This window comes from Streptomyces sp. NPDC014882 (assembly GCF_043081325.1).
Taxonomy (GTDB): Bacteria; Actinomycetota; Actinomycetes; order Streptomycetales; family Streptomycetaceae; genus Streptomyces.
Map to the genome: position 1 here is coordinate 168758 of NZ_JBIBWL010000007.1, position 18033 is coordinate 186790.

At 75.3% G+C, this 18033-nt stretch carries 20 protein-coding genes; 11 read left to right on the forward strand and 9 right to left on the reverse strand.

The genetic code is table 11. From position 1 onward, the window contains the following. The first annotated feature begins 201 nt into the window (after window positions 1-201). Complete coding sequence (locus ACF09K_RS18500; protein ID WP_392245095.1) at window positions 202-843, forward strand: DUF4232 domain-containing protein; 642 nt, start codon at window positions 202-204, stop codon at window positions 841-843. Window positions 844-903: 60 nt separating this feature from the next. Here ACF09K_RS18500 and ACF09K_RS18505 read toward each other — a convergent pair whose 3' ends face one another. Together ACF09K_RS18505 and ACF09K_RS18510 are read right to left on the reverse strand one after the other, a co-directional pair. Further along, window positions 904-2922, reverse strand: coding sequence for a ricin-type beta-trefoil lectin domain protein (locus tag ACF09K_RS18505; protein ID WP_392244790.1), 2019 nt, complete (start codon window positions 2920-2922; stop codon window positions 904-906). Between the two features lie 454 nt (window positions 2923-3376). Then, window positions 3377-3904, reverse strand: coding sequence for a flavoprotein (locus ACF09K_RS18510; RefSeq protein WP_392244792.1), 528 nt, complete (start codon window positions 3902-3904; stop codon window positions 3377-3379). Window positions 3905-4392: 488 nt separating this feature from the next. On the opposite strand from ACF09K_RS18510, the gene ACF09K_RS18515 reads away from it, so the two are divergent. Further along, the gene (locus tag ACF09K_RS18515; RefSeq protein ID WP_392244793.1) at window positions 4393-4845 is read left to right on the forward strand and encodes a nitroreductase family deazaflavin-dependent oxidoreductase; all 453 of its coding nucleotides are present in this window, start codon (window positions 4393-4395) and stop codon (window positions 4843-4845) included. 116 nt (window positions 4846-4961) lie between these two features. Here the strand turns inward: ACF09K_RS18515 and ACF09K_RS18520 are convergent, their stop codons facing one another. After that, on the reverse strand, window positions 4962-5948 hold the full coding sequence (locus ACF09K_RS18520) for a cation diffusion facilitator family transporter (protein WP_392245097.1): 987 nt from the start codon (window positions 5946-5948) through the stop codon (window positions 4962-4964). Between the two features lie 555 nt (window positions 5949-6503). Here ACF09K_RS18520 and ACF09K_RS18525 point away from each other — a divergent pair. Beyond that, window positions 6504-6800 carry a DUF4235 domain-containing protein gene (locus ACF09K_RS18525; protein WP_392244795.1) on the forward strand — a complete coding sequence of 99 codons (297 nt, stop codon included), beginning with the start codon at window positions 6504-6506 and terminating at the stop codon, window positions 6798-6800. A 43-nt stretch (window positions 6801-6843) separates the two neighbouring features. Here the strand turns inward: ACF09K_RS18525 and ACF09K_RS18530 are convergent, their stop codons facing one another. Both ACF09K_RS18530 and ACF09K_RS18535 read right to left on the reverse strand, forming a co-directional pair. After that, a complete protein-coding gene (locus ACF09K_RS18530) occupies window positions 6844-7236 on the reverse strand; it encodes a VOC family protein (RefSeq protein WP_392244797.1) in 393 nt (130 codons plus the stop codon). 68 nt (window positions 7237-7304) lie between these two features. Further along, complete coding sequence (locus tag ACF09K_RS18535) at window positions 7305-7769, reverse strand: pyridoxamine 5'-phosphate oxidase family protein (RefSeq protein ID WP_392244799.1); 465 nt, start codon at window positions 7767-7769, stop codon at window positions 7305-7307. A gap of 109 nt (window positions 7770-7878) precedes the next feature. On the opposite strand from ACF09K_RS18535, the gene ACF09K_RS18540 reads away from it, so the two are divergent. Both ACF09K_RS18540 and ACF09K_RS18545 read left to right on the forward strand, forming a co-directional pair. Beyond that, window positions 7879-8241, forward strand: a complete 363-nt coding sequence (locus ACF09K_RS18540) for a DUF1304 domain-containing protein (protein WP_392244801.1) — start codon at window positions 7879-7881, stop codon at window positions 8239-8241. Continuing rightward, window positions 8238-8801, forward strand: a complete 564-nt coding sequence (locus ACF09K_RS18545) for a TetR/AcrR family transcriptional regulator (RefSeq protein ID WP_392244803.1) — start codon at window positions 8238-8240, stop codon at window positions 8799-8801. Before ACF09K_RS18540 ends, ACF09K_RS18545 begins: the two co-directional genes overlap by 4 nt. A gap of 4 nt (window positions 8802-8805) precedes the next feature. On the opposite strand, the gene ACF09K_RS18550 is transcribed toward ACF09K_RS18545, so the two are convergent. Together ACF09K_RS18550 and ACF09K_RS18555 are read right to left on the reverse strand one after the other, a co-directional pair. Further along, complete coding sequence (locus ACF09K_RS18550; protein WP_392244805.1) at window positions 8806-9663, reverse strand: hypothetical protein; 858 nt, start codon at window positions 9661-9663, stop codon at window positions 8806-8808. Window positions 9664-9735: 72 nt separating this feature from the next. After that, entirely contained in the window at window positions 9736-10695 is a 960-nt protein-coding gene (locus ACF09K_RS18555) for a GlxA family transcriptional regulator (protein ID WP_392244807.1), read from the reverse strand. A 71-nt stretch (window positions 10696-10766) separates the two neighbouring features. On the opposite strand from ACF09K_RS18555, the gene ACF09K_RS18560 reads away from it, so the two are divergent. Both ACF09K_RS18560 and ACF09K_RS18565 read left to right on the forward strand, forming a co-directional pair. Further along, window positions 10767-11717 (forward strand): NADP-dependent oxidoreductase, encoded by a 951-nt coding sequence (locus ACF09K_RS18560; RefSeq protein ID WP_392244809.1) that lies wholly within the window; start codon window positions 10767-10769, stop codon window positions 11715-11717. 256 nt (window positions 11718-11973) lie between these two features. Next, entirely contained in the window at window positions 11974-12354 is a 381-nt protein-coding gene (locus ACF09K_RS18565) for an anti-sigma factor antagonist (RefSeq protein WP_392244811.1), read from the forward strand. 15 nt (window positions 12355-12369) lie between these two features. Here ACF09K_RS18565 and ACF09K_RS18570 read toward each other — a convergent pair whose 3' ends face one another. Next, complete coding sequence (locus ACF09K_RS18570; RefSeq protein ID WP_392244813.1) at window positions 12370-13320, reverse strand: ribose-phosphate diphosphokinase; 951 nt, start codon at window positions 13318-13320, stop codon at window positions 12370-12372. Window positions 13321-13521: 201 nt separating this feature from the next. Between ACF09K_RS18570 and ACF09K_RS18575 the strand changes: the two genes are divergently transcribed. Next, window positions 13522-14184, forward strand: coding sequence for a DUF4230 domain-containing protein (locus ACF09K_RS18575; protein WP_392244815.1), 663 nt, complete (start codon window positions 13522-13524; stop codon window positions 14182-14184). Between the two features lie 384 nt (window positions 14185-14568). After that, window positions 14569-15243, forward strand: a complete 675-nt coding sequence (locus tag ACF09K_RS18580) for a VanZ family protein (protein WP_392244817.1) — start codon at window positions 14569-14571, stop codon at window positions 15241-15243. A 54-nt stretch (window positions 15244-15297) separates the two neighbouring features. Here the strand turns inward: ACF09K_RS18580 and ACF09K_RS18585 are convergent, their stop codons facing one another. After that, the gene (locus ACF09K_RS18585) at window positions 15298-15552 is read right to left on the reverse strand and encodes a hypothetical protein (protein ID WP_392244819.1); all 255 of its coding nucleotides are present in this window, start codon (window positions 15550-15552) and stop codon (window positions 15298-15300) included. Between the two features lie 211 nt (window positions 15553-15763). Here ACF09K_RS18585 and ACF09K_RS18590 point away from each other — a divergent pair, with 211 nt between their 5' ends. Both ACF09K_RS18590 and ACF09K_RS18595 read left to right on the forward strand, forming a co-directional pair. Further along, on the forward strand, window positions 15764-16420 hold the full coding sequence (locus ACF09K_RS18590) for an HAD family hydrolase (RefSeq protein WP_392244821.1): 657 nt from the start codon (window positions 15764-15766) through the stop codon (window positions 16418-16420). Between the two features lie 20 nt (window positions 16421-16440). After that, window positions 16441-17661: an aromatic acid exporter family protein gene (locus ACF09K_RS18595; RefSeq protein WP_392244822.1), complete on the forward strand. Its 1221-nt coding sequence runs from the start codon at window positions 16441-16443 to the stop codon at window positions 17659-17661. Window positions 17662-18033: the final 372 nt, after the last annotated feature.

An 18033-nucleotide genomic window follows, 5' to 3' on the forward strand; every position in this document is an offset into this window, starting at 1 on the left:
GCGAGTCCGCCTCCGGCAGGCCCGTCCACGGCGGGCCCGTCCACGGCCCGGTCGTACCCGAAGCATCCGTCTCCGAAGCATCCGTCCCCGGAGGGCCCGTTTCCGGAGGGCCCGTCCCCGAAGCATCCGTCCCCGAAGGGCCCGTCCCCGGCGCGCCGGTCGCGGTGGGGACGGCGCCGGGCCGTGCCGGCGGCAGGTGTTCTGGTGGTGCTGGGGTCGCTGGGCGCCTGCGGCACAGGCGGTGCGGACGGTACGGGATCCGCGTCCGCCTCCGCCCCCGCGTCCTCGTCGTCCGTGTCGCCGTCATCACCGGCGTCACCGGCATCGCCCTCGCCGCCCCCGTCGACGGCGGCGTCCGCGCGGACGTCCACGGCGCCGGCCGCCGCCTCCACCGCGCCCTCCCCCGCCCGGACGGCCGCCGGTGGTCGCTGCCACACCTCGGAACTGCGCGCTTCCGTCGGACGCAACGACCCGGGGGCCGGGCAGGAGAACTTCCCCGTCGTCCTCACCAACGCCTCCGCCCGGACCTGCACCGTGCGCGGCTACCCCGGCGCCGCCTTCCTGGACGCCGCCGGCAGGCAGTTGGGCCCCGATCCCCGGCGGGAACCGGGGTCCGGGCCGGTCACCGTGACGCTGGCGCCGGGCCGCAGCGCGTGGGCGGGGCTGACGTTCTCCAACCCGGAGGTCAGCGGGGCCGAGGCGGCGACTCCCACGACGCTCGTGGTGACCCCGCCCGACGAGCGGGACCCGCTACGGGTGCCGTGGACGGGCGGGAAGGTTCCCGTGGCGGGCAACGCGTCCTCGGTACGGCTCACCGTGCTCGCGCCCGGCACCGGCCCCTGACCCGGTGTCCGGCCCGGTCCACGACCGCGCCGCCCGGACGTGCTCCGGCCGGCCGTGCCGTCAGCGGCGGCCGTCCGGGCCGGAGCCTCCGTACCCGTGACCGCCGAGGTCATGGCCGCCGTAGCCGGCGTCCGGGGTGCCGCCGTCCGGGCAGGAGGCCCCGTAGGGGTGGGCGCAGGCGGTGTCTCCGGGGACGGGGACGGAGGTGGCGCTCGGGGCCGGGGCGGTCGTGGGGGCCGCCTTCGGGGCGGTCGTGGGGGCCGGGGGCCGCGACGGCTCGGGGGCGGAAGGCGGGGTCCGGGGGTCGGCCGGGGCGCTGTCGGCGCCCCAGTGGACGACCTGCATCCGGGGGTCCGGCCGCGAGGTGTCGATCACCCAGCGCTGGGCGCCGCTGTTCGTGCGGTTCTTCAGGACGAGGGCGCCGGATCCGTCGGTGGCGGCGGGCGCCAGGGCGAGGTTCTGGTCGGAGCGCGGGACGAGCGTCCCCTGGAGGGTGAAGTCGTAGCGGAGGCTCCTGGCATCGGGCTGCGAGGCACCCGCACAGGGGGCCAGCCGCACCGAGTAGCCGAGGCGGGAGTCGAGGCAGAGACCGGGGTCGCCGGCGTTGCGCAACTGCCCGTCGCCCTCGTACGACCACTGCTGGCCCGCGTCCGAGGAGCAGGTGGCCAGCTCGGTCTCGGCGCCCTCGACGGCCTTCACGCCGACGATGCCGATGCACAGCCCCGAGGCGACGTTGTGCAGGCGGCCGCGCAGGGTGCCCTGGGTCTCCTCGCCCGCGCCCGCCCAGGACGGGTCGGAGGTGGAGGCGTCCGTGCCGGGTGCCGGGACGGCCGCCGTGCCGTCGCCGGAGGCGGAGTCGCCGGAGCCGCCGGACAGCGCCGACCACAGGACGAGCGGGAGGACGACCACTGCGCTGACGGTGAGTACGGCGACGGAGAGGTTGCGGCGCCGGGCCCGGCGGGCCGCCCGGTGGGCCGAACGGCGGGAGACGGGACGGGCGCCGCGGCCGGAGCCGGAGGAGGAAGAGCCGGAGGAGGAAGAGGAGACTGCGGCGGCTGCGGCGGAGGCGGCGGTGTGCGGTTCCGTGCCCGGCGCCGGGGCCCCGGTCCGCTCGCCCGTGCCGGCCGCCCCTCCGCCCGCCCCTCCGGGGGACGTGGCGGGAGGCGCGGCGGCGGGCGCGTCCTCGGTGAACGCCTCCCCGACGGAGGCGAGTTGCCGCACGGGCGGTGCTGCCACGGGCGCGTCGGCGGAGGGTTCCGTCCTGGCCCGCAGGTAGGCGTCCGCGGCCCAGCCGAGGACGCCCTCGGCGAGGGCGGTGCCGAGGCCCGCGTCGAACCGGCCCAACTGGTCGGCGGTGTGCGCGCAGTGCCGGCAGTGGCCGAGGTGGGCGCGCAGGTCGGGGTCGACGTCGACGCCGCCGCGGCGGCAGGTGACGTCGAGAAGCCGGTGGTAGCGGTGGCAGTCCTCGTCGACGGCGAGTTCGCGGTGGCCCAGGAGGCATTCCTCGCGGAGCCGTTCGCGGGACCGGCGCAGTTCGACGCGGGCCGCCTCCGCCTCCAGGCCGAGCAGTCCGGCCGGGACGGCGAGGGGTTCGGCCTCGATCTCGGTGTGCCACAGCAGGCAGCGCGCGGACTGGGGCAGCCGCTGGAACGCCCGGGACAGCAGCCGGCGGTGCGCGGGCGGCAGCAGCCGGGCGGCCGGTCGTTCGCCGTCGTCCTCGGCGGCGCGCAGGTCGGGGTGGAGCAGGTCCCGGCGGCCGTCGGAGTCCCACTCCGCGGCGATGCGGCGCACGGTGACCAGGAGGTGGGGGCGCCACGCGGAGGTCGGTCCGTTCTGCCGCAGGGTCTCGCCGAAGAGCCGGGTGAAGGCCGCCGTGGTGAGCATGCCGGCCGCGCGCTCGCCGTCGGTGCACAGCCGCGCGTAGGCGAAGGCCGCCTCCCAGTGCCGGTCCAGCAGTTCACCGACGGGGTGCAACGCGGGCGAGGCGCCCGTCCAGTCCTTCAGCTCGGCGCTCAGTTGTTCGTCCGTCACCTCGAAGCGGCGCGCCGAAGGGAATTTCGACAGGCCTGCGTCTTTCACGGCTGCATTCCTCCCGGGGACATGCGGCATAAAGTCCGTACCAAGGGGTGCGCGAACCCGTTGTCCTGCCGATGGGGCTCTTCGCGCACAGCGTTCGACATCCCGAACGACCGCTGGGCACGGCTCTTTGGGGGTGTGGGGGGTAAGGCGGGGGGTGTCTCGTGCGCACGGTCGGGGAAAAAATCTCCGCGCGTCGACGAGGCCCCACCTTGGCACAGGCGGGCCGGGCAGAACAAGTGATCCCGCGGTTTCGCGCATTACTCGCCGAGGCAATGCTTTTGACAGACTGTCAATGGCGATCGCCATTCACGGCGGCCGCTGTAATGGTGTCCCTTTTCTGGAGGTAATTGCGGGACGCATTCCGTACCGGACGCGGCGGGCGCCGGACGGCCCGGGACGCCGGCGGTGGTCGGGCCGGCCGGTGGGCTGCCGGCCGGACCGGCCACCGGCCGGCTCAGGAGATCAGGTCGAGCACCCGTTCCCAGCCGAACTCCGTGCCCTCGACGTCCTCCGCGCCCTCGTGCGGAGATCCGAATCGGACACCCATCCCGCGCAGCCGTATCAGGCTCTCCTGGTAGGCGGGATGACCGGCCAGCGCGTCGTTGACGCAGGGCAGGACGCCGACGGGGACGCCGAGGCCGGCCGCCTCGGACAGGGTGGCCAGGGCGAGGGTGTCGGCGATGCCGGCCGCCCACTTGTTGACGGTGTTGAAGGTGGCCGGGGCGACGACGACCGCGTCGGGGGCGGGGAACGGCCGCGGTTCGCCGGGCCGCCGCCAGGCCGAGCGCACGGGCAGGCCGGTGCGTGCCTCGACGGCGGCCACGTCGAAGAAGCCGTTCGCGGCGACGGGCGTCGCGATCACGCCCACCCGCCACCCCCTGTCCTGTGCGGCGGCGATCAGCTTCCCGACGTCCGCGGCGATGCCGGCGGCGCAGACGACGACGTAGAGGAAGGGCGGCTTCTCGTCCTGGGGTGCGGTCACGCGCGCACCCTACTGAAGGGGGGAGGACGGTCCGCGTCCGGCCCCGCGCGCCGTCGGCCCGGACAGGACGCGGTGCCGGGCCGCCACCGGCACCGCAACCACAACCGGTGCCGGCACCGGCACCGTTACGCCGTACTCCCTTCGGAGCAGGCCGTGTTCGTGCCGGAGGCCCCTTCGCCGCGTCCGCGTGCCGGCGACCGCCGCCCGCCGGGAGCGGCGCCCTGCCGGGCCGGGTGCCGGCCGGCCACCGGGGCGGCTGCCGACCGCGCTCGGGTCGGGCGCGGTCATGACCGTAGCGGCTCCGCGCGGCGTGTCCGGATCGTGCCGGCCCGTCGCCCGGCGGGGCCGCGGTGCGTCGCGCGGCGGATGAAACGTGCCGGTGCCAGTGTTGACGGTGGTCGCCGGGGCACCGGGTCACCGGGTCACCGGGTCACCGGGTCGATCGCACCGGCGACATGACGGGACGACATGACGAAGGGACGGATGCCATGCCTCTCGAGGGCGAGTACGAACCGAGCCCGACCCAGTGGGTGCGCGAGCAGGTGGAGCTGTACGAGAGCTCCGGCGGCACCGAGGGGACCACGCTCCTGGACACCGGGAGGCCCGTGATCATCCTGACGACCGTGGGCTCGAAGAGCGGGAAGATCCGCAAGACGCCCCTGATGCGGGTGGAGCACGAGGGGCGCTACGCCGTGGTCGCCTCGCTGGGCGGGGCCCCCAAGCACCCGGTCTGGTACTTCAACGTCAAGGCCGACCCGCGCGTGGAACTCCAGGACGGTCTGGTGAAGCAGGACATGACGGCCCGTGAGGTGACCGGCGAGGAGAAGGCTCGGTGGTGGGAACGCGCGGTCGCCGCTTTCCCGCAGTACGCGGAGTACCAGGAGAAGACGGACCGGGAGATCCCCGTGTTCGTCCTGGAGCGGGCCGACCGGCCGCACTGACCCGCCGGCCCGCACCTGGGCGCCGGCCGGCGGAACGGCCGGCGCCCGCCGGAGGGATCGCGCGGGGAAATCCGCCGGCGGAGGGCATGGACGCCCGCGTGCCGGGCAGTCGACGGTCAGGCCCCGCCGCGCTCCCCCGTCGCGGCGGGGCTTTCGTCGTGCTCGCGGCAGGCGCGGTCGGTCACGTCGAGGAAGATCTGGTCGGCCTCGGGGACGACACCGGCGAGGGAGCGCTTGATGCGCACCGCGACCTCCTCGACGTGCTCGCTGTCCATCCCCGGCACCAGGTCGACGCGGGCGGCCACCAGGGCCGAGTCCACGCCCGTGCGCATCGTGAACAGTCCCTCCACGCTGTCGATCTCCGGCTGCGCGTCCAGCAGGGCGCGGATCCGGCCGGCGGTCGCGGGGTCGGCGGCCTCGCCGATCAGCTGGTCGCGGGCCTCCCGGCCGAGGCCGTAGGCGACGCAGACGAGGAGCGCGCCGATCGCGAGCGAGGCGGACGCCTCCCACACCACCTGGCCGGTCACCATGTGCAGGGCCATGCCGGCCGCGGCCAGGAGGACGCCGAGCACGGCGGTGCCGTCCTCGGCGAGGACCGTGCGCAGGGCCGGGTCGCGCAGGTTCGCGGTGCCGCCCTGACGGCGCGCCTGGTGCAGGGCCCGCAGCAGCGAGGCCCCTTCCGCGAGGAAGGCCACGCCGAGCACCGCCAGGCCGGCCACGTAGCCGCTGAACTTCTCCTCGGTCTCCGCGTGCAGGGCCTCGACGCCCTGGAAGAAGGAGAAGCAGCCGCCCATGACGAAGATGCCCACGGCCGCGAGGAGCGACCAGAAGAAGCGTTCCTTGCCGTAGCCGAAGGGGTGCCGGCGGTCGGCGGGGCGGCGGCTGCGGCGCAGCGCGGCGAGCAGGAAGACCTCGTTGAGGCTGTCGGCGACGGAGTGCGCCGCCTCGGAGAGCAGCGCGGGCGAGCCCGCGAGCAGGCCCCCGACGAGTTTGGCGACCGCGATGACCAGGTTGGCCACGAGCGCCACCAGCACGGTGAGGCGGGTACTGCGGTCGGCGGCGGGTCCGGCGGTGCTTTTCCCGGTCGTCCCCCGGGCCGTCACGCCGTCCGGGGCCGCGTCCCGCGCGCCCGCGCGGTCGGGGGCCGCCGTCCGCGAGGTGGCGCCGTTCACGGTCGTGGCTTTCGATGAAGTTCCCGTCACTTCCGCCGGTTGCCCCGGCGGATCGGACTCATACCGTGCGGTCGGCGGAAAACGGGGAAGGCGGTGGACGACGCACGTACGCACCACGACCGGGAGGAACCATGGCGGGCCGGGCCGACGGCGACAGCGCCCACGGGCACCAGGCGTCCGAGCGGGCCGGGGGCCGCTTCGCCGACCGGGTCACCGCGGACGGCCGCGACGGCCGCGACGGGTGGCCGGTGGCGTCCGGCCGGCACCGCCCGGTCGTCGGCCGGCACCGCCCGTCGGTGGGCCGCGCCGTGCCCTCCCGGCGGCTGCCCGGGCCGGAGGACGCCCTGCCGGCGGACGGCGGGACGCCGCCGGGTCCGGCGCTGCCGGGCGGGGAGGTCCCGGCGCGGGGCCGGCCCCGACCGCCCGTACACCCCTTTTCCGTTCCTGCCCTTCGTCGTTTTCGTCCCTGAGCACCAGGAGGTACACGTGGGAAAGAAGCAGAAGCTCCCGCTCGTCTACCAGCCCGTCGGATTCGTCTTCGGCTGGGCCGGCGGCGCGCTGGCGGGGATGGCCTTCCGCAAGATCTGGAAGGTCGTCCGTCACGAGGACGACGCCCCGGACGCCCTGGACCGGGACCGCGGCTGGGGGGAGGTCCTCCTCGCCGCGGCGATCCAGGGGGCGATCTTCGCCGCGGTCCGCAGCGCGGCGGACCGTACGGGCGCGAAGGCCATCGAACGGTCGACCGGCGTGTGGCCGGCGAAGGACAAGGGCGGCCGGGACTGACGGGAGCGGCCGGCGCCGCCCCCGCGCGGGGGCGGCGCCGCCCTCAGTTCTGCTTGGGCGCGGTGGACGGCCGCAGGCGCAGGGTGAAGGAGTGCCCGGCCGGATCGGCGTACTGGCGCTCCTCGTGCGCGCCGGCGGCGCCCTTCGTCTCCACCGGGCGCCCGGTCAGGCCCACGATCCGGCGTTCCGCCTCGTCGAGGTCCTCCACCAGGAACTCGAGGTGGGCCTGGAGGGAGGCCTCGGGGCGGGGCCAGCTGGGCGGGGTCGCGTTGACGTCGCGCCGGAAACCCAGCCGGGTGCCGGCGGCGCCCGTGATCTCCACGAGGTTGGCGGACGCGTGGGTCACCTCGGCGTCCAGCAGGCCGGCGTAGAACTCGGCGAGTTTCTCGGGCTCGGCGCAGTCGAGCACCACGATGCCCGCTTTCACCAGTGACATGTCTCCTCCGCGAGGTCGGCAGGCGGGGCGGACCCGCGCCGCCCCCGAACCCTGCGGTTACCCCGGATTCAGTCGGGCACCAGCCACTCGCCGTCCCGCATCAGCTCCCGTCCCGCGGGGTCGTCGGTCTCCCGCCACGCCTGGATCCGGCGCGGCCGGACGTAGAAGTACAGGTGGGGCACGGCCAGTTCGCGCGGGTCGAAGCCGGTCTTGGCCGCGAAGATCTCGGCGTCCTCCTCCGGCAGGTCGGCGGGGTCCACCGCCAGGACGGAGCCGTCGACGAGCACGACGTCCCGGGTGGGGCCGATCCCGAGGCGGGCGACGCCGGTGGCGCGCAGGTTCCGCCCGGTGCGGCTCGCGGCCGGGGTGGCGATCAGCAGGGTCGCGCCGTCCCAGACGTAGGAGAGCGGGATCAGGTGGGGGGCCGCGCCGTCCTCGGCGGCGGTGGCGACCCAGGCGTCGACGTCGTGTTCCAGCCGGTGCAGGGTGTCGTGCCTGCGCTGCCGCGGGGAGCGTGCGGGTGCTGAGGTCATGATCCCAGTGTGGCCGCGGGCGGCTGTCCGCGCAGGGCGCCCCGCCCACCGGCTTTCCTGGACACTCGTCCAGCTATGATGGACACCTGTCCAAGAAATGGGGAATCCGATGGAAGCCGTCGCCGACGTTCTCGTGGGGCTGGTAGCCGCCCTGCACGTCTACATCCTGGTGCTGGAGATGTTCCTGTGGCAGGGGAGGCGGGGGCGCGCCTTCCACGGCTTCGACGCGGAGATGGCCCGGGCGACCGCCCCGCTGGCCGCCAACCAGGGCCTGTACAACGGGTTCCTGGCGGCAGGCCTGGTCTGGGGGCTGGTCGCCGGTGACCCGACCGGCTTCCGGGCGCAGGTGTTCTTCCTGTGCTGCGTGGTCGTCGCGGGTGTGTACGGCGCGGCCACGGCGAACCGCCGGATCCTGGTGGCGCAGGCGCTGCCCGGCGCCCTCGCCCTGGCCGCCGTGCTGATCGCGCGGTGACCCGCGGCGAGCCCGGGGACCCGCGGGCGGCCCGCACCCGGGCGAGGCTGCGCGCCGCGCTCCTCGACGAGTGCGCGGAGCGGCCGCTGGCGGAGGTCGGCGTCGCCGCGCTGGTGCGCCGCGCCGGCGTCGGCCGGGCCACCTTCTACGTCCACTACGAGGACCTCGAGGCCCTCGCCGTCGACGCCTGCGCGGACGTCGTGGGCGAGGCGGTGGAGGCGCTGCACGCCTGGCGGGGGCGGCCCGACCCGGTGCGCGCCCCCGCGGCGCTCGTGGAGTTCTTCGCCTCGCTGGCCCCCCACGCGGCCCTGTACCGGGCCCTGTTGACCCCGGGCGGCGGGGGCCCGCTGGGCCGGGTGCTGCACCGGGACCTGCGGGCGTACAGCCTGCGGGAGCGCGAGCGGGCGGGCGCGGCCGACGCGCCGCTCGTCGCCTCGGCCGTCGCCGCGACCTTCGCCGGGGTGCTCGCGGACTGGCTGCACGGCCTGCTGGACGCGGGGCCCGCCGAGATCGCCGACCAGGTGTGGCAGTTGCTGGTCGCCCTGCACGCGAGCCGCTGAGCCCTCACATGCAGGCCGGCGCGTCCGTCGCCGCGGGCCAGGCCTCGACGCCGTCGGGGGTGCGGACGTACGCCGTCCTGCGGTCGTCCGTCAGCCACAACTGCCCTTCTCCGTAGCGGTATCCCGTGTCGCGGGCGTCGGCGGGAAGCGTCGCGTCGGGGTCGTAGGGGGCGGTCGGCAGGTCGGTTCCAAGGACGCCGTCGGGGTCGCGGACGTACGTCGTGGCCGCCTGCCCGCGGCCGAGCGTCAGGAAGCGCGCGGACTGCCAGTCGCAGTGCTCCGGGCCGGGAGAGCTGTGGATGCGGGCGACGGGCTGCCGCTCGCCCCGGGCGTCCGTCCAGAACTCGTACCGCCGCGAGCCGACGAAGTCGGCGGGGAGTTCGACCGGGTCGCAGGAGGCGCTGGTCTCGGGGCCCCAGCCGGGCCGGTCCGGCTGGTCGTGGGCGACGACGACGGCCACCTTGGTGCGGCCGCCGACGTCGAGGGAGTACAGCACCCGGTCGCCCTCGCGGCGCTCCACGCGGTAGCCGGAGCCGGGCACTTCGGGGGCGAGAAGGGTGAAGAAGAGCCGCAGTCCGTCCTCCGGGGTGTCGCCCGCGTCGCCGCCGCTCCAGCCGTCGGGCCCGTTGCCCTCGAAGATCTCGCCCTCGCACTCCAGGGCCCGGCCCGCGGCGCCGGTGGCGGCGCGCAGGGCTTGCGGGGAGCTCCCGTCCACGTCGCGGGCGGGGACGTCGAGCGGGCCGCCGTAGGGGGCGGCCGGCGCGGCCCCCTCGACGACCAGGCCCTCGCCCCCCGCGCCGCATCCCACCACTGCCGCCACCAGCGCCACAACCGTCGCCGCCGTCAGCCCTCTTCTGCGCATGTCCGCTCCCGTCCCTCCGGCCGACCTCCGGCCGGCCTCGCGCTCCTGCGACGCGGCGGGGGCCCGGAACGTTCAGCGGGCCGCCTGGAACGTCCTGCGGTACGCCTGGGGCGAGACGCCGATCGCCGCGTGCAGGTGCCGGCGCAGCGAGGCGCCGGTGGCGAAGCCGACCCGGCCGGCGATCTGGTCCACGCCGAGGTCGCTGGACTCCAGCAGGTGCCGGGCGTGCGCCACGCGCTGCTGGATCAGCCAGCGGCCGGGGCTGAGGCCGACCTCGTCGTGGAAGCGGCGGGCGAAGGTGCGCAGGCTCATCCGGGCGTGTGCCGCGAGGTCGGCGAGGGTGAGGGGTTCGCCGAGGCGCCGCAGGGCCCAGGCGCGGGTGGCCGCCGTGCTCGCGGCGCCGGCCTCGGGCACCGGGCGCTCGATGTACTGGGCCTGCCCGCCGTCCCGGAAGGGCGGGACGACGCAGCGGCGGGCCACCGTGTTGGCGAGGTCGCTGCCGTGGTCCTTGCGGACGAGGTGGAGGCAGACGTCGACGCCCGAGGCGGCTCCGGCGGAGGTGAGCACCGGGCCGTCGTCGACGAACAGGACGTCCGGGTCCAGGTCGACGTGCGGGAACAGCCGGCGGAACTCGTCGGCGAGTCGCCAGTGGGTGGTGGCCCGGCGGCCGTCGAGGAGGCCGGCGGCGGCGAGCACGAAGGCGCCGGTGCAGATGGACAGGACGCGCGCGCCGGGAGGGATGCGGGCGAGGGCGGCGGCGACCCCGTCGGGGAGGTCGGCGCCGACCCGCGAGGGCGACACGGGGGCGACGACGACGGTGCCGGCGGTCTCGAGCACCTCGGGGCCGTGCTCGACGCCGATCGTGAAGTCCGCGTCGGTGCGCACCGGGCGGCCGTCGACCGTGCAGGTCAGGACCTCGTAACGGCCGTCCGCCGCGCCGAGGACGCGGCTCGGGATGCCGAGTTCGAAGGGGTAGACGCCGTCGAGGGCGAGGACGACCACGCGTTCCGGATGCCGCTGACTGCCGTGCATGGCACGATCGTATCGAAGAGTGGCAATCATGCCATGTACGGGGTGCGCGGCCCCTGGCAGGCTGGGGCCTCATGAGTACTGAGCGCACGATGCGCGTCATCACGCAGGACGTCCTCGGCGGACCCGAGGTCCTGAGGACGGAGACGGTGGAGCGGCCCGCACCGCGGCCCAACGAGGTACTGGTGCGGGTGCGCGCGGCCGGGGTGAACCCCACCGACTGGAAGCACCGCGACTCGGGCGGCTTCCTCGGCGAGCCGCCGTTCACGCTCGGCTGGGACCTCTCCGGCACGGTGGAGGAGGTCGGCATCGGCGTCGCCGCCTTCGCGCCCGGCGACGACGTGTTCGGCATGCTGCCCTATCCGTACGGCCACGGCTCGCACGCCGAGTACGCGATCGCCCCGGTGCGCGCCCTCTGGCACAAGCCCGCCTCCGTCGACCACGTGCAGGCGGCCGCGCTGCCGCTGGTGTCGCTGACCGCCCTCCAGGCGCTCGACGAGGTCGCCGGCCTCCGGGCGGGGCAGCGGGTGCTGGTCCACGCGGCGGCCGGCGGCGTCGGCCACGTGGCCGTGCAGATCGCCAAGGAGCGCGGCGCCCACGTCATCGGCACGGCGAGCGCGGCCAAGCACGACTTCCTGCGGGACCTGGGCGCCGACGAGGTGATCGACTACCGGGAGACGGACTTCACCGAGGCGGTGAAGGACGTCGACGTGGTGCTGGACACCATCGGCGGGAGCACCGCGACGGGGTCGCTGCGGGTGCTGCGGCCGGGCGGCGTCGTGGTGTCGATCCTGCCGGTGGGGTCGCCGGAGTTCTTCGACGAGGCCGAGGCGCTCGGCGTGCGCGCGGTGCGGATGCTCGTGGACGCCGACCGGGCCGGAATGCGCCGGATCGCCGAACTGGTCGAGGCGGGCAGCCTGCGGGCCACGATCGCCGGGACGTTCCCGCTGGCCGACGCCGCCGAGGCGCACCGGCTCGGCGACACCGGCCGGACCACCGGCAAGCTGGTCCTGACCGTCGACTGACGGTCCGTCACTCCCCGGCGGCGGACGCGGGCCCTTTCGTGGGCGCGCGTACGCCCGCCGTAGGGGTATTCTTCACCACTTCGTTCACGGCGCGAAAAAACCCGGTCGAGACACGCCCTTATTTCGAAGACATATGTCAATCGAACATGCTGGAATTCACTCGATCGGGGGTAGCTTGCTGGGTGGGGAACTGCCGTGCGCTCCCCCGCCGTTAGAGGCTCCCGACCGGTGGAGCTGTGTGGGAGGCGATGTCGTCGTGCAGCAGGAACCCGCCGCGGACACCCCGCATCTGCGCGTCCGCGAGGACCGGGGGTACACGGTGCTGGAGTTCCGCGGCGAGATCGACCTCGTCGCCGCGGCGGAGATCGGCTCCCGTCTGGACGGCGCCACGGCCGGCCCCGCGCCGCGCGTCGTGCTCGACCTGAGCGGGATCGAGTTCTTCGACTGCTCGGGGCTGCGCCTGCTCTACCGCGCCCGCGCCCGGGTCCGCGACCACGGCGGCGAGCTGCACCTCGTCTGCACCCACCCGCTGACGCTGCGCGTCCTGCGGGCCACCGGCCTGTCCCGGCTGCTGCCGCCCGCGGCCAGCCTGGAGTCGGCCCTGGAACGGCCGGGGGCCGCGTACGGCTCGTTATGACCCCGTCCGGGCCCCTCAGGCACGGTCCGCGTCGAAGAGGGCGCTGACCGACTCCCCGTTGTGAATACGCCGTACGGCCTCGGCGAGGGCCGGGGCGATGGACAGCACGCGCAGCTTGTCCGTGTGCTCCTCCGCGGCCACGGGCACGGTGTTGGTGCACACGATCTCCAGCACGTCCGGCTGCCCGCTGAGCCGTTTGAGGGCGCCGCCCGCGAAGAGTCCGTGCGTGCAGGCCACCCGGATCGACCGGGGCCCCGACTCCCTGAGCCGGTCCAGGAGTTCGAGGACGGTGCTGCCCTTGGCGATCTCGTCGTCCAGCACGATGACGTCCCGTCCGGCGACCTCGCCGATCACCGTGTTGATGCTGACCCGGTCGTCGGCGTACCGCTGTTTGGCGCCGGCCGCCACCTGCGCGCCGAGCATCCGGGCGAACGCGGCGGCCTCCTTGGCGTTGCCGAGGTCGGGTGAGACGACGGTCGTCCGGGTGAGGTCGTGGCGGCGGAAGTGGGCGGCGAGTTCCCGGCGGGCGTGCAGATGGTCGACGGGGACCGAGAAGAAGCCGTGCACCTGGGGGGAGTGCAGCGTCATGGTCAGGACGCGGTGCACCCCCGCCGCCGCCATCAGGTCGGCGACCAGCCGTCCGCCGAGCGAGATGCGGGGCGCGTCCTTCTTGTCGGAGCGGGCGTAGGAGTAGTGCGGCATGACGACGGTGATCCGGCCCGCGGACGCCCCGCGGGCCGCGTCGCACATCAGCAGCAGTTCCACCAGGTGCTCCTGCACGGGCCGGACCAGGGGCTGCACGAGGAAGACGTCGCGCTCCCGGCAGTTCGCCAGGAGCTGGACCTCCAGGCAGTCGTTGGCGAACCTGCTGAGCCGCGACGGGCTGAGGGGCACGCCGAGGTGGGCGCAGACCTCGGCGGCCAGGTCGGGGTGGGCACTGCCGCTGAACACGGAGATGTCACGCACTGGGGCTCCTCGGCTGAACCGGGTCCGGCGGGATCTCCCATGCTGGCCGATGTCACCCTCCCCGTCACCCTCACCGGTACGCCGTCCGGCCCGCTCCCCCGCCCGCGGCCGGCCCGGACGCCCGTGTCACAGCTCCTCAACAGGCGGGCCTGCCAAGGCGTTCGACGGGCATCAGGGGAGCAGGAAGGAGGGAGCGCCGACATGACGACTTCCATCAAGCGCCTCCCCGGACGCATGCCCGGCTGGGCCAAGGTGCTCACCGCCGTCGTGGTCGTGCTCGTCGTGATGTTCGCCGGGATCCGGTTCAGCCTGCTGCCGGGACTGCGCGACGTCTTCGGTACCGAGACCCACGACCGTTCGGGGCCCGCGCTGCTCAGATCCATCCAGGACATGAGCCGCTACGAGGCCGCCTCCGGCAACTTCCAGGTCGTCGTCGACCTGGAGAAGGACGCCAAGTACCTCCCCGACGCGCTCCGCGGCACCCGGACCCTGTACGTCGGGGCGGGCACCGTGGACGCCTACGTCGACCTCGGCGAGGTCGGCGACAAGGACGTGACGGTCGACGGCGACCGCACGTCGGCCACCCTGCGGCTGCCGCACGCACGGCTCGGCACACCGGCCCTCGACCCCGACCGCTCCTACGCCGTCTCCAAGCAGCGCGGCCTGCTGGACCGGCTCGGCGACCTCTTCTCGGACAACCCCAACGGCGAGCAGGCCGTGCAGAAGCTCGCGGTCCGGCACATCGGCGACGCGGCGAAGGACAGCGAGCTGACCGCGCGCGCCGAGAGCAACACCACCGGCATGCTCCAGGGCCTGCTGCGCTCCCTCGGCTTCAAGGAGGTGCGCGTGACCTACGGCTCGTGACCCACGGCTCGTGATCTACGGCTCGTGACCCACGGGGCGTGACCCACGGGGGCGGCCCACGGGGCGTGACCTGATGCGCCGACCGGCCCGCGGGGCGGCCTGGCGGGGCGGGAACGCCCGGGCCCGTACGGGGACCGGCGAGCCCCGTCGGCGGTGCGGCCCGCCGGAGCGGGGCGGCGGGGCTCCGGCCCCGCCGCGGTGCCGGGCGGCGGACCCACCCCGAGCCTCCTCGCGGCCGGCCGGGACGGGGGCACGCGGCCGGGACGAGCGACGCGCGCGAGCGGGGGCGGCGGAGGTGGGGAGCCCGCCGCGAGCCCTCGCATCCTCCGGATGTTCGGGGGTAACAGCCTTACCACGCTGGGAAGTTGAAGACTGGAGGACCGCATGGACCGTGCAGCCCTACGTCCGCGTGCCGCCGTGCTGCGCGCACGCACCGCGTTTCGTCCGCGCGCCCCGAAACCCGAACCGCCGGCGAAGACCGCGCCGCCCGCGACGACCGGGCCGGCCGAGCGCGGCAGGAAGGCGAAGTCCACCGGGCGGGCGAAGTCCGCGAGTACCGAGCAGGGCGAGCGCCGGCCGTTGCCGCTCCCCCTGCGGCTGCTGGCGATGCTGATCGCCTTCGCGTTCATGGTGGCGTTCGCCGTCGTGCTGGCCCGGCTCACCCTGCAGCCGTCCCCCGCCTCCGAGGCGCTCGTGCACGCGAACCTGCGGCCCGGCCAGTCGCTGAAGGCGTACCTGAACCAGCCGGAGCTGCGCGACGCGGTGAAGCAGATCGGCGGGAACCTGCTGCTCGGCGTGCCGTTCGGCGTGCTGGTGCCGGTCGTCGCGCCCCGGGCGCGCGGACTGGTGCGGGTCCTGCTGCTGACCGCGAGCGTGATGCTGCTGGTGGAGTTCGCCCAGGGCGCGCTGGTCACCGGGCGCGCCTTCGACGTCGACGACGTCATCCTCAACACGACGGGGGCGCTCATCGGGTACGTGCTGCTGGGCCGGCGGATGAGCCGGGCCGTGCACGCGCGGGAGCGCCGGGTGCGACGGCGCGGGGTGCCCGAGCAGGGGTGACGGCGCGGGTGCCGAGGCGGACGGCCGACGCGGGCGCGGGCGGCCGGAACATCCTCAGTGGTGCCGGAAACGGTACCGGGGTTTCCAGGTGTACCGGTCCCCGCCCACCCAGCGCACCACCTCCGGGTCGTCGAGGTCGTGGATGACGATGCCGTGCGAGGCGGCCGTCTCGAGGACGTCGGTGACGGCCCTGGCCTCACCGACCACCTCGCCGTCGATTTCCACGATGCGGAACGGTGACTCGCACGGCTGTACCCCGAGCACCGTGATCCGCGGTTGGGAGATGTAAGGGCTCATGCTTTCGGTCATGTCATAGAGCGTAAATCGCGATGGACCGGTATGAATCACCCAATTTCACCCGCGTTCCCTCCTCCCCGTCGGTCCGGCATCGCCGCCTCGGCGGCACCCCGGGTGGCGGCGGGCGTGGCGGGCGGCTGACGTGGTACCCGGTACGGGCCGCGCGAGGAGGCGGAACCGTTCCCCGCGCGCGTGACGCCCCGCACGACGAAAGGAACCCCGGATGGAACGCGCCGCCGTCTTCGACGTCGACGGCACCCTCGTCGACACCAATCACCTGCACGTCGTGACCTGGTGGGAGGCGTTCCGCCAGGCGGGCCACCGGGTGCCCATGCACGCCGTGCACCGGGCGATCGGGCTCGGTTCCGACGATCTGATCGCCCACGTGCTGGGCGAGGACCGCGACGAGGACCGGGACGCCGGGCTGAGCGCCGCCCACAAGGCCCTGTACGGCCAGTACTTCGACCGGCTGCCCCCGCTGCGGGACGCCGGGGCGCTGCTGCGGCGGCTGCACGAGGACGGCTGGAAGGTGGTGCTCGCCACCTCGGCGAGCGGTACGGAGCTGGCCGCGCTGCGGCGCGCCCTCGACGCCGACGAGGCGATCACCGCCACGGCGAGCGCGGACGACGTCGAGGAGGGCAAGCCCGCGCCCGAGCCCGTCGAGCACGCCCTGGAGCTGGCCGGGGTGCCCGCCGAGCGGGCCGTGTTCGTCGGCGACACCGTGTGGGACATGCGGGCGGGCACCCGGGCCGGGGTCCGCTGCGTCGGCGTGCTGTGCGGCGGCATCGCGCGCTCCGACCTGGAGGAGGCGGGCGCCCAGGTGGTCTACGACGGCCCGGCCCACCTGCTGGCGACCCTGGAGGACAGCCCGCTGGCATGAGCGTCCGCGGTGGAGCAGGGATGAGGGAGGCGTCCTGGGGGCGGCGTCTGACGGAGACGGTACGACGGGAGGCGAGTGGCGTCGGCCGGGCCGCGCGGGCGGCCTGCGGCGGGCCCGGCCGGGAACGGGACCTGGTCGTCCAGTCGTGGAAGGCGGCGGGGGCGGCCCTGCTGGCCTGGCTGGTGGCGGGCAGCTGGCTGGGCGACCCGATGGCACTCATGGCGCCCTGGGCGGCGCTGGTCCTGGTGCAGGCCACGGTGTACGGCTCGCTGCGGCAGGCCGCCCAGCAGTGGACGGCGATCTGCGCGGGCACGCTGTGCGCCTCGGCGGCGCAGGCCGTCACCGCGGACACCCTGGGCGCGCTCACCCTGTCGCTGCCGGTGCTGATGCTGCTGGCCAACTGGCCCCGGTTCGGCGACCAGGGCGTCTACGCGGCCACCACGGCGGTGTTCACGCTCGCCTCCGGCGCGGTGTCGGCGCCGGCGGTCGGACACCGGGTGGGGCAGGCCGCGCTCGGCGCGGTGATCGGGGTCGCCGTCAACGCGCTGGTGCTGCCGCCGGTCCATCTGCGGGACGTGCGGGAGAACCTGGCCGCGCTGGCCCGGGAGGCCGGCGCGGTGCTGGACGCGGTCGCGGGCGGGCTGCGGGACGGCGGGTGGGACACGGGGACGGCCGCCGAGTGGTCACGGGCGGCCGCCCGCCTGGAACGGCGGCGCGAGGGCCTGCGGTCGGCGCGCGGCTGGAGCCGGGAGAGCCTGCGGCTGACCTCCAAACCGCTGCGCGCGCTGCGCCGGCTCCCCCTGGACGTGCCGCCGGAGAGCGAGGACGCCCGCTGGGGCCGGGTCACCGACCACGTCGTGGCCCTCACCCGCACGCTGGCGGTGGCGGCCGACGGCGAACGCGCGCCCGCCCCGCCCGGGACGGCGGCCCTGCGGACGTACGCCCGGCTGCTGGAACTGCTCGGCGACGCCTGCCGGGCCGAGGCGGAGCGGGCCGCGACCACCGGAGCGGAGCGGGCCGCGACCACCGGGGCGGACGGCGCGGAGGAAACGGCCGGGCCGACCGGACCGGCTGTGCTGGAGGAACTGGACGAGCTGCGGCTCCGTCTGCAGGACGGTCTGCGCGACCAGGCCACGCGGGGCGCGGCGCACACGGCGGTCCTGGGGGCGCTGCTGCTCCAGGCGGAGAACCTCCGGGCCGAGGTCCTCCCGGCCGCCCGGGAGGCGGAGCGGAGCCGGTGACGCACGTCACCGGAGGGGCCGTGGGCGGCGGGAACACCCGACGGCGGTCCGCCGTTGAACAGAGCGTGGGTGCGGACGGAACAGTGTCCCCGGGCCTCACCTTTCGCCCACAGGGAAGATCGTTCGGCTGAAGCCCTGTGGAGCCTTTCGCCGAGAGGCGACCGCCGTCCGTGCCCACACCTCGATCGCCCCGGCCGTGATTCCCCCGTCACGGTCGGGGCTCTTCGCTGCCCGCTCCCTGTCCCGGTACCGGCCCCGGTCCCGTGCGGCCCCGGCATCGGCATCGGCCCCGTGCGACCCCCGCGGCCGTGCCCGGCTCCGGAAGGAGCGGGCGCCGTCCTCCCGGGCCGCTCCGGGCGTTCGCGTGCCCCG

Coding starts and splice junctions, on each gene's coding strand:
- ACF09K_RS18550 (WP_392244805.1), bottom strand. CDS start 9,663: ATGCGCAGAAGAGGGCTGACGGCGGCGACGGTTGTGGCGCTGGTGGCG.
- ACF09K_RS18560 (WP_392244809.1), top strand. CDS start 10,767: ATGAGTACTGAGCGCACGATGCGCGTCATCACGCAGGACGTCCTCGGC.
- ACF09K_RS18595 (WP_392244822.1), top strand. CDS start 16,441: ATGAGGGAGGCGTCCTGGGGGCGGCGTCTGACGGAGACGGTACGACGG.
- ACF09K_RS18555 (WP_392244807.1), bottom strand. CDS start 10,695: ATGCACGGCAGTCAGCGGCATCCGGAACGCGTGGTCGTCCTCGCCCTC.
- ACF09K_RS18530 (WP_392244797.1), bottom strand. CDS start 7,236: ATGTCACTGGTGAAAGCGGGCATCGTGGTGCTCGACTGCGCCGAGCCC.
- ACF09K_RS18575 (WP_392244815.1), top strand. CDS start 13,522: ATGACGACTTCCATCAAGCGCCTCCCCGGACGCATGCCCGGCTGGGCC.
- ACF09K_RS18540 (WP_392244801.1), top strand. CDS start 7,879: ATGGAAGCCGTCGCCGACGTTCTCGTGGGGCTGGTAGCCGCCCTGCAC.
- ACF09K_RS18580 (WP_392244817.1), top strand. CDS start 14,569: ATGGACCGTGCAGCCCTACGTCCGCGTGCCGCCGTGCTGCGCGCACGC.
- ACF09K_RS18585 (WP_392244819.1), bottom strand. CDS start 15,552: ATGACCGAAAGCATGAGCCCTTACATCTCCCAACCGCGGATCACGGTG.
- ACF09K_RS18515 (WP_392244793.1), top strand. CDS start 4,393: ATGCCTCTCGAGGGCGAGTACGAACCGAGCCCGACCCAGTGGGTGCGC.
- ACF09K_RS18590 (WP_392244821.1), top strand. CDS start 15,764: ATGGAACGCGCCGCCGTCTTCGACGTCGACGGCACCCTCGTCGACACC.
- ACF09K_RS18535 (WP_392244799.1), bottom strand. CDS start 7,769: ATGACCTCAGCACCCGCACGCTCCCCGCGGCAGCGCAGGCACGACACC.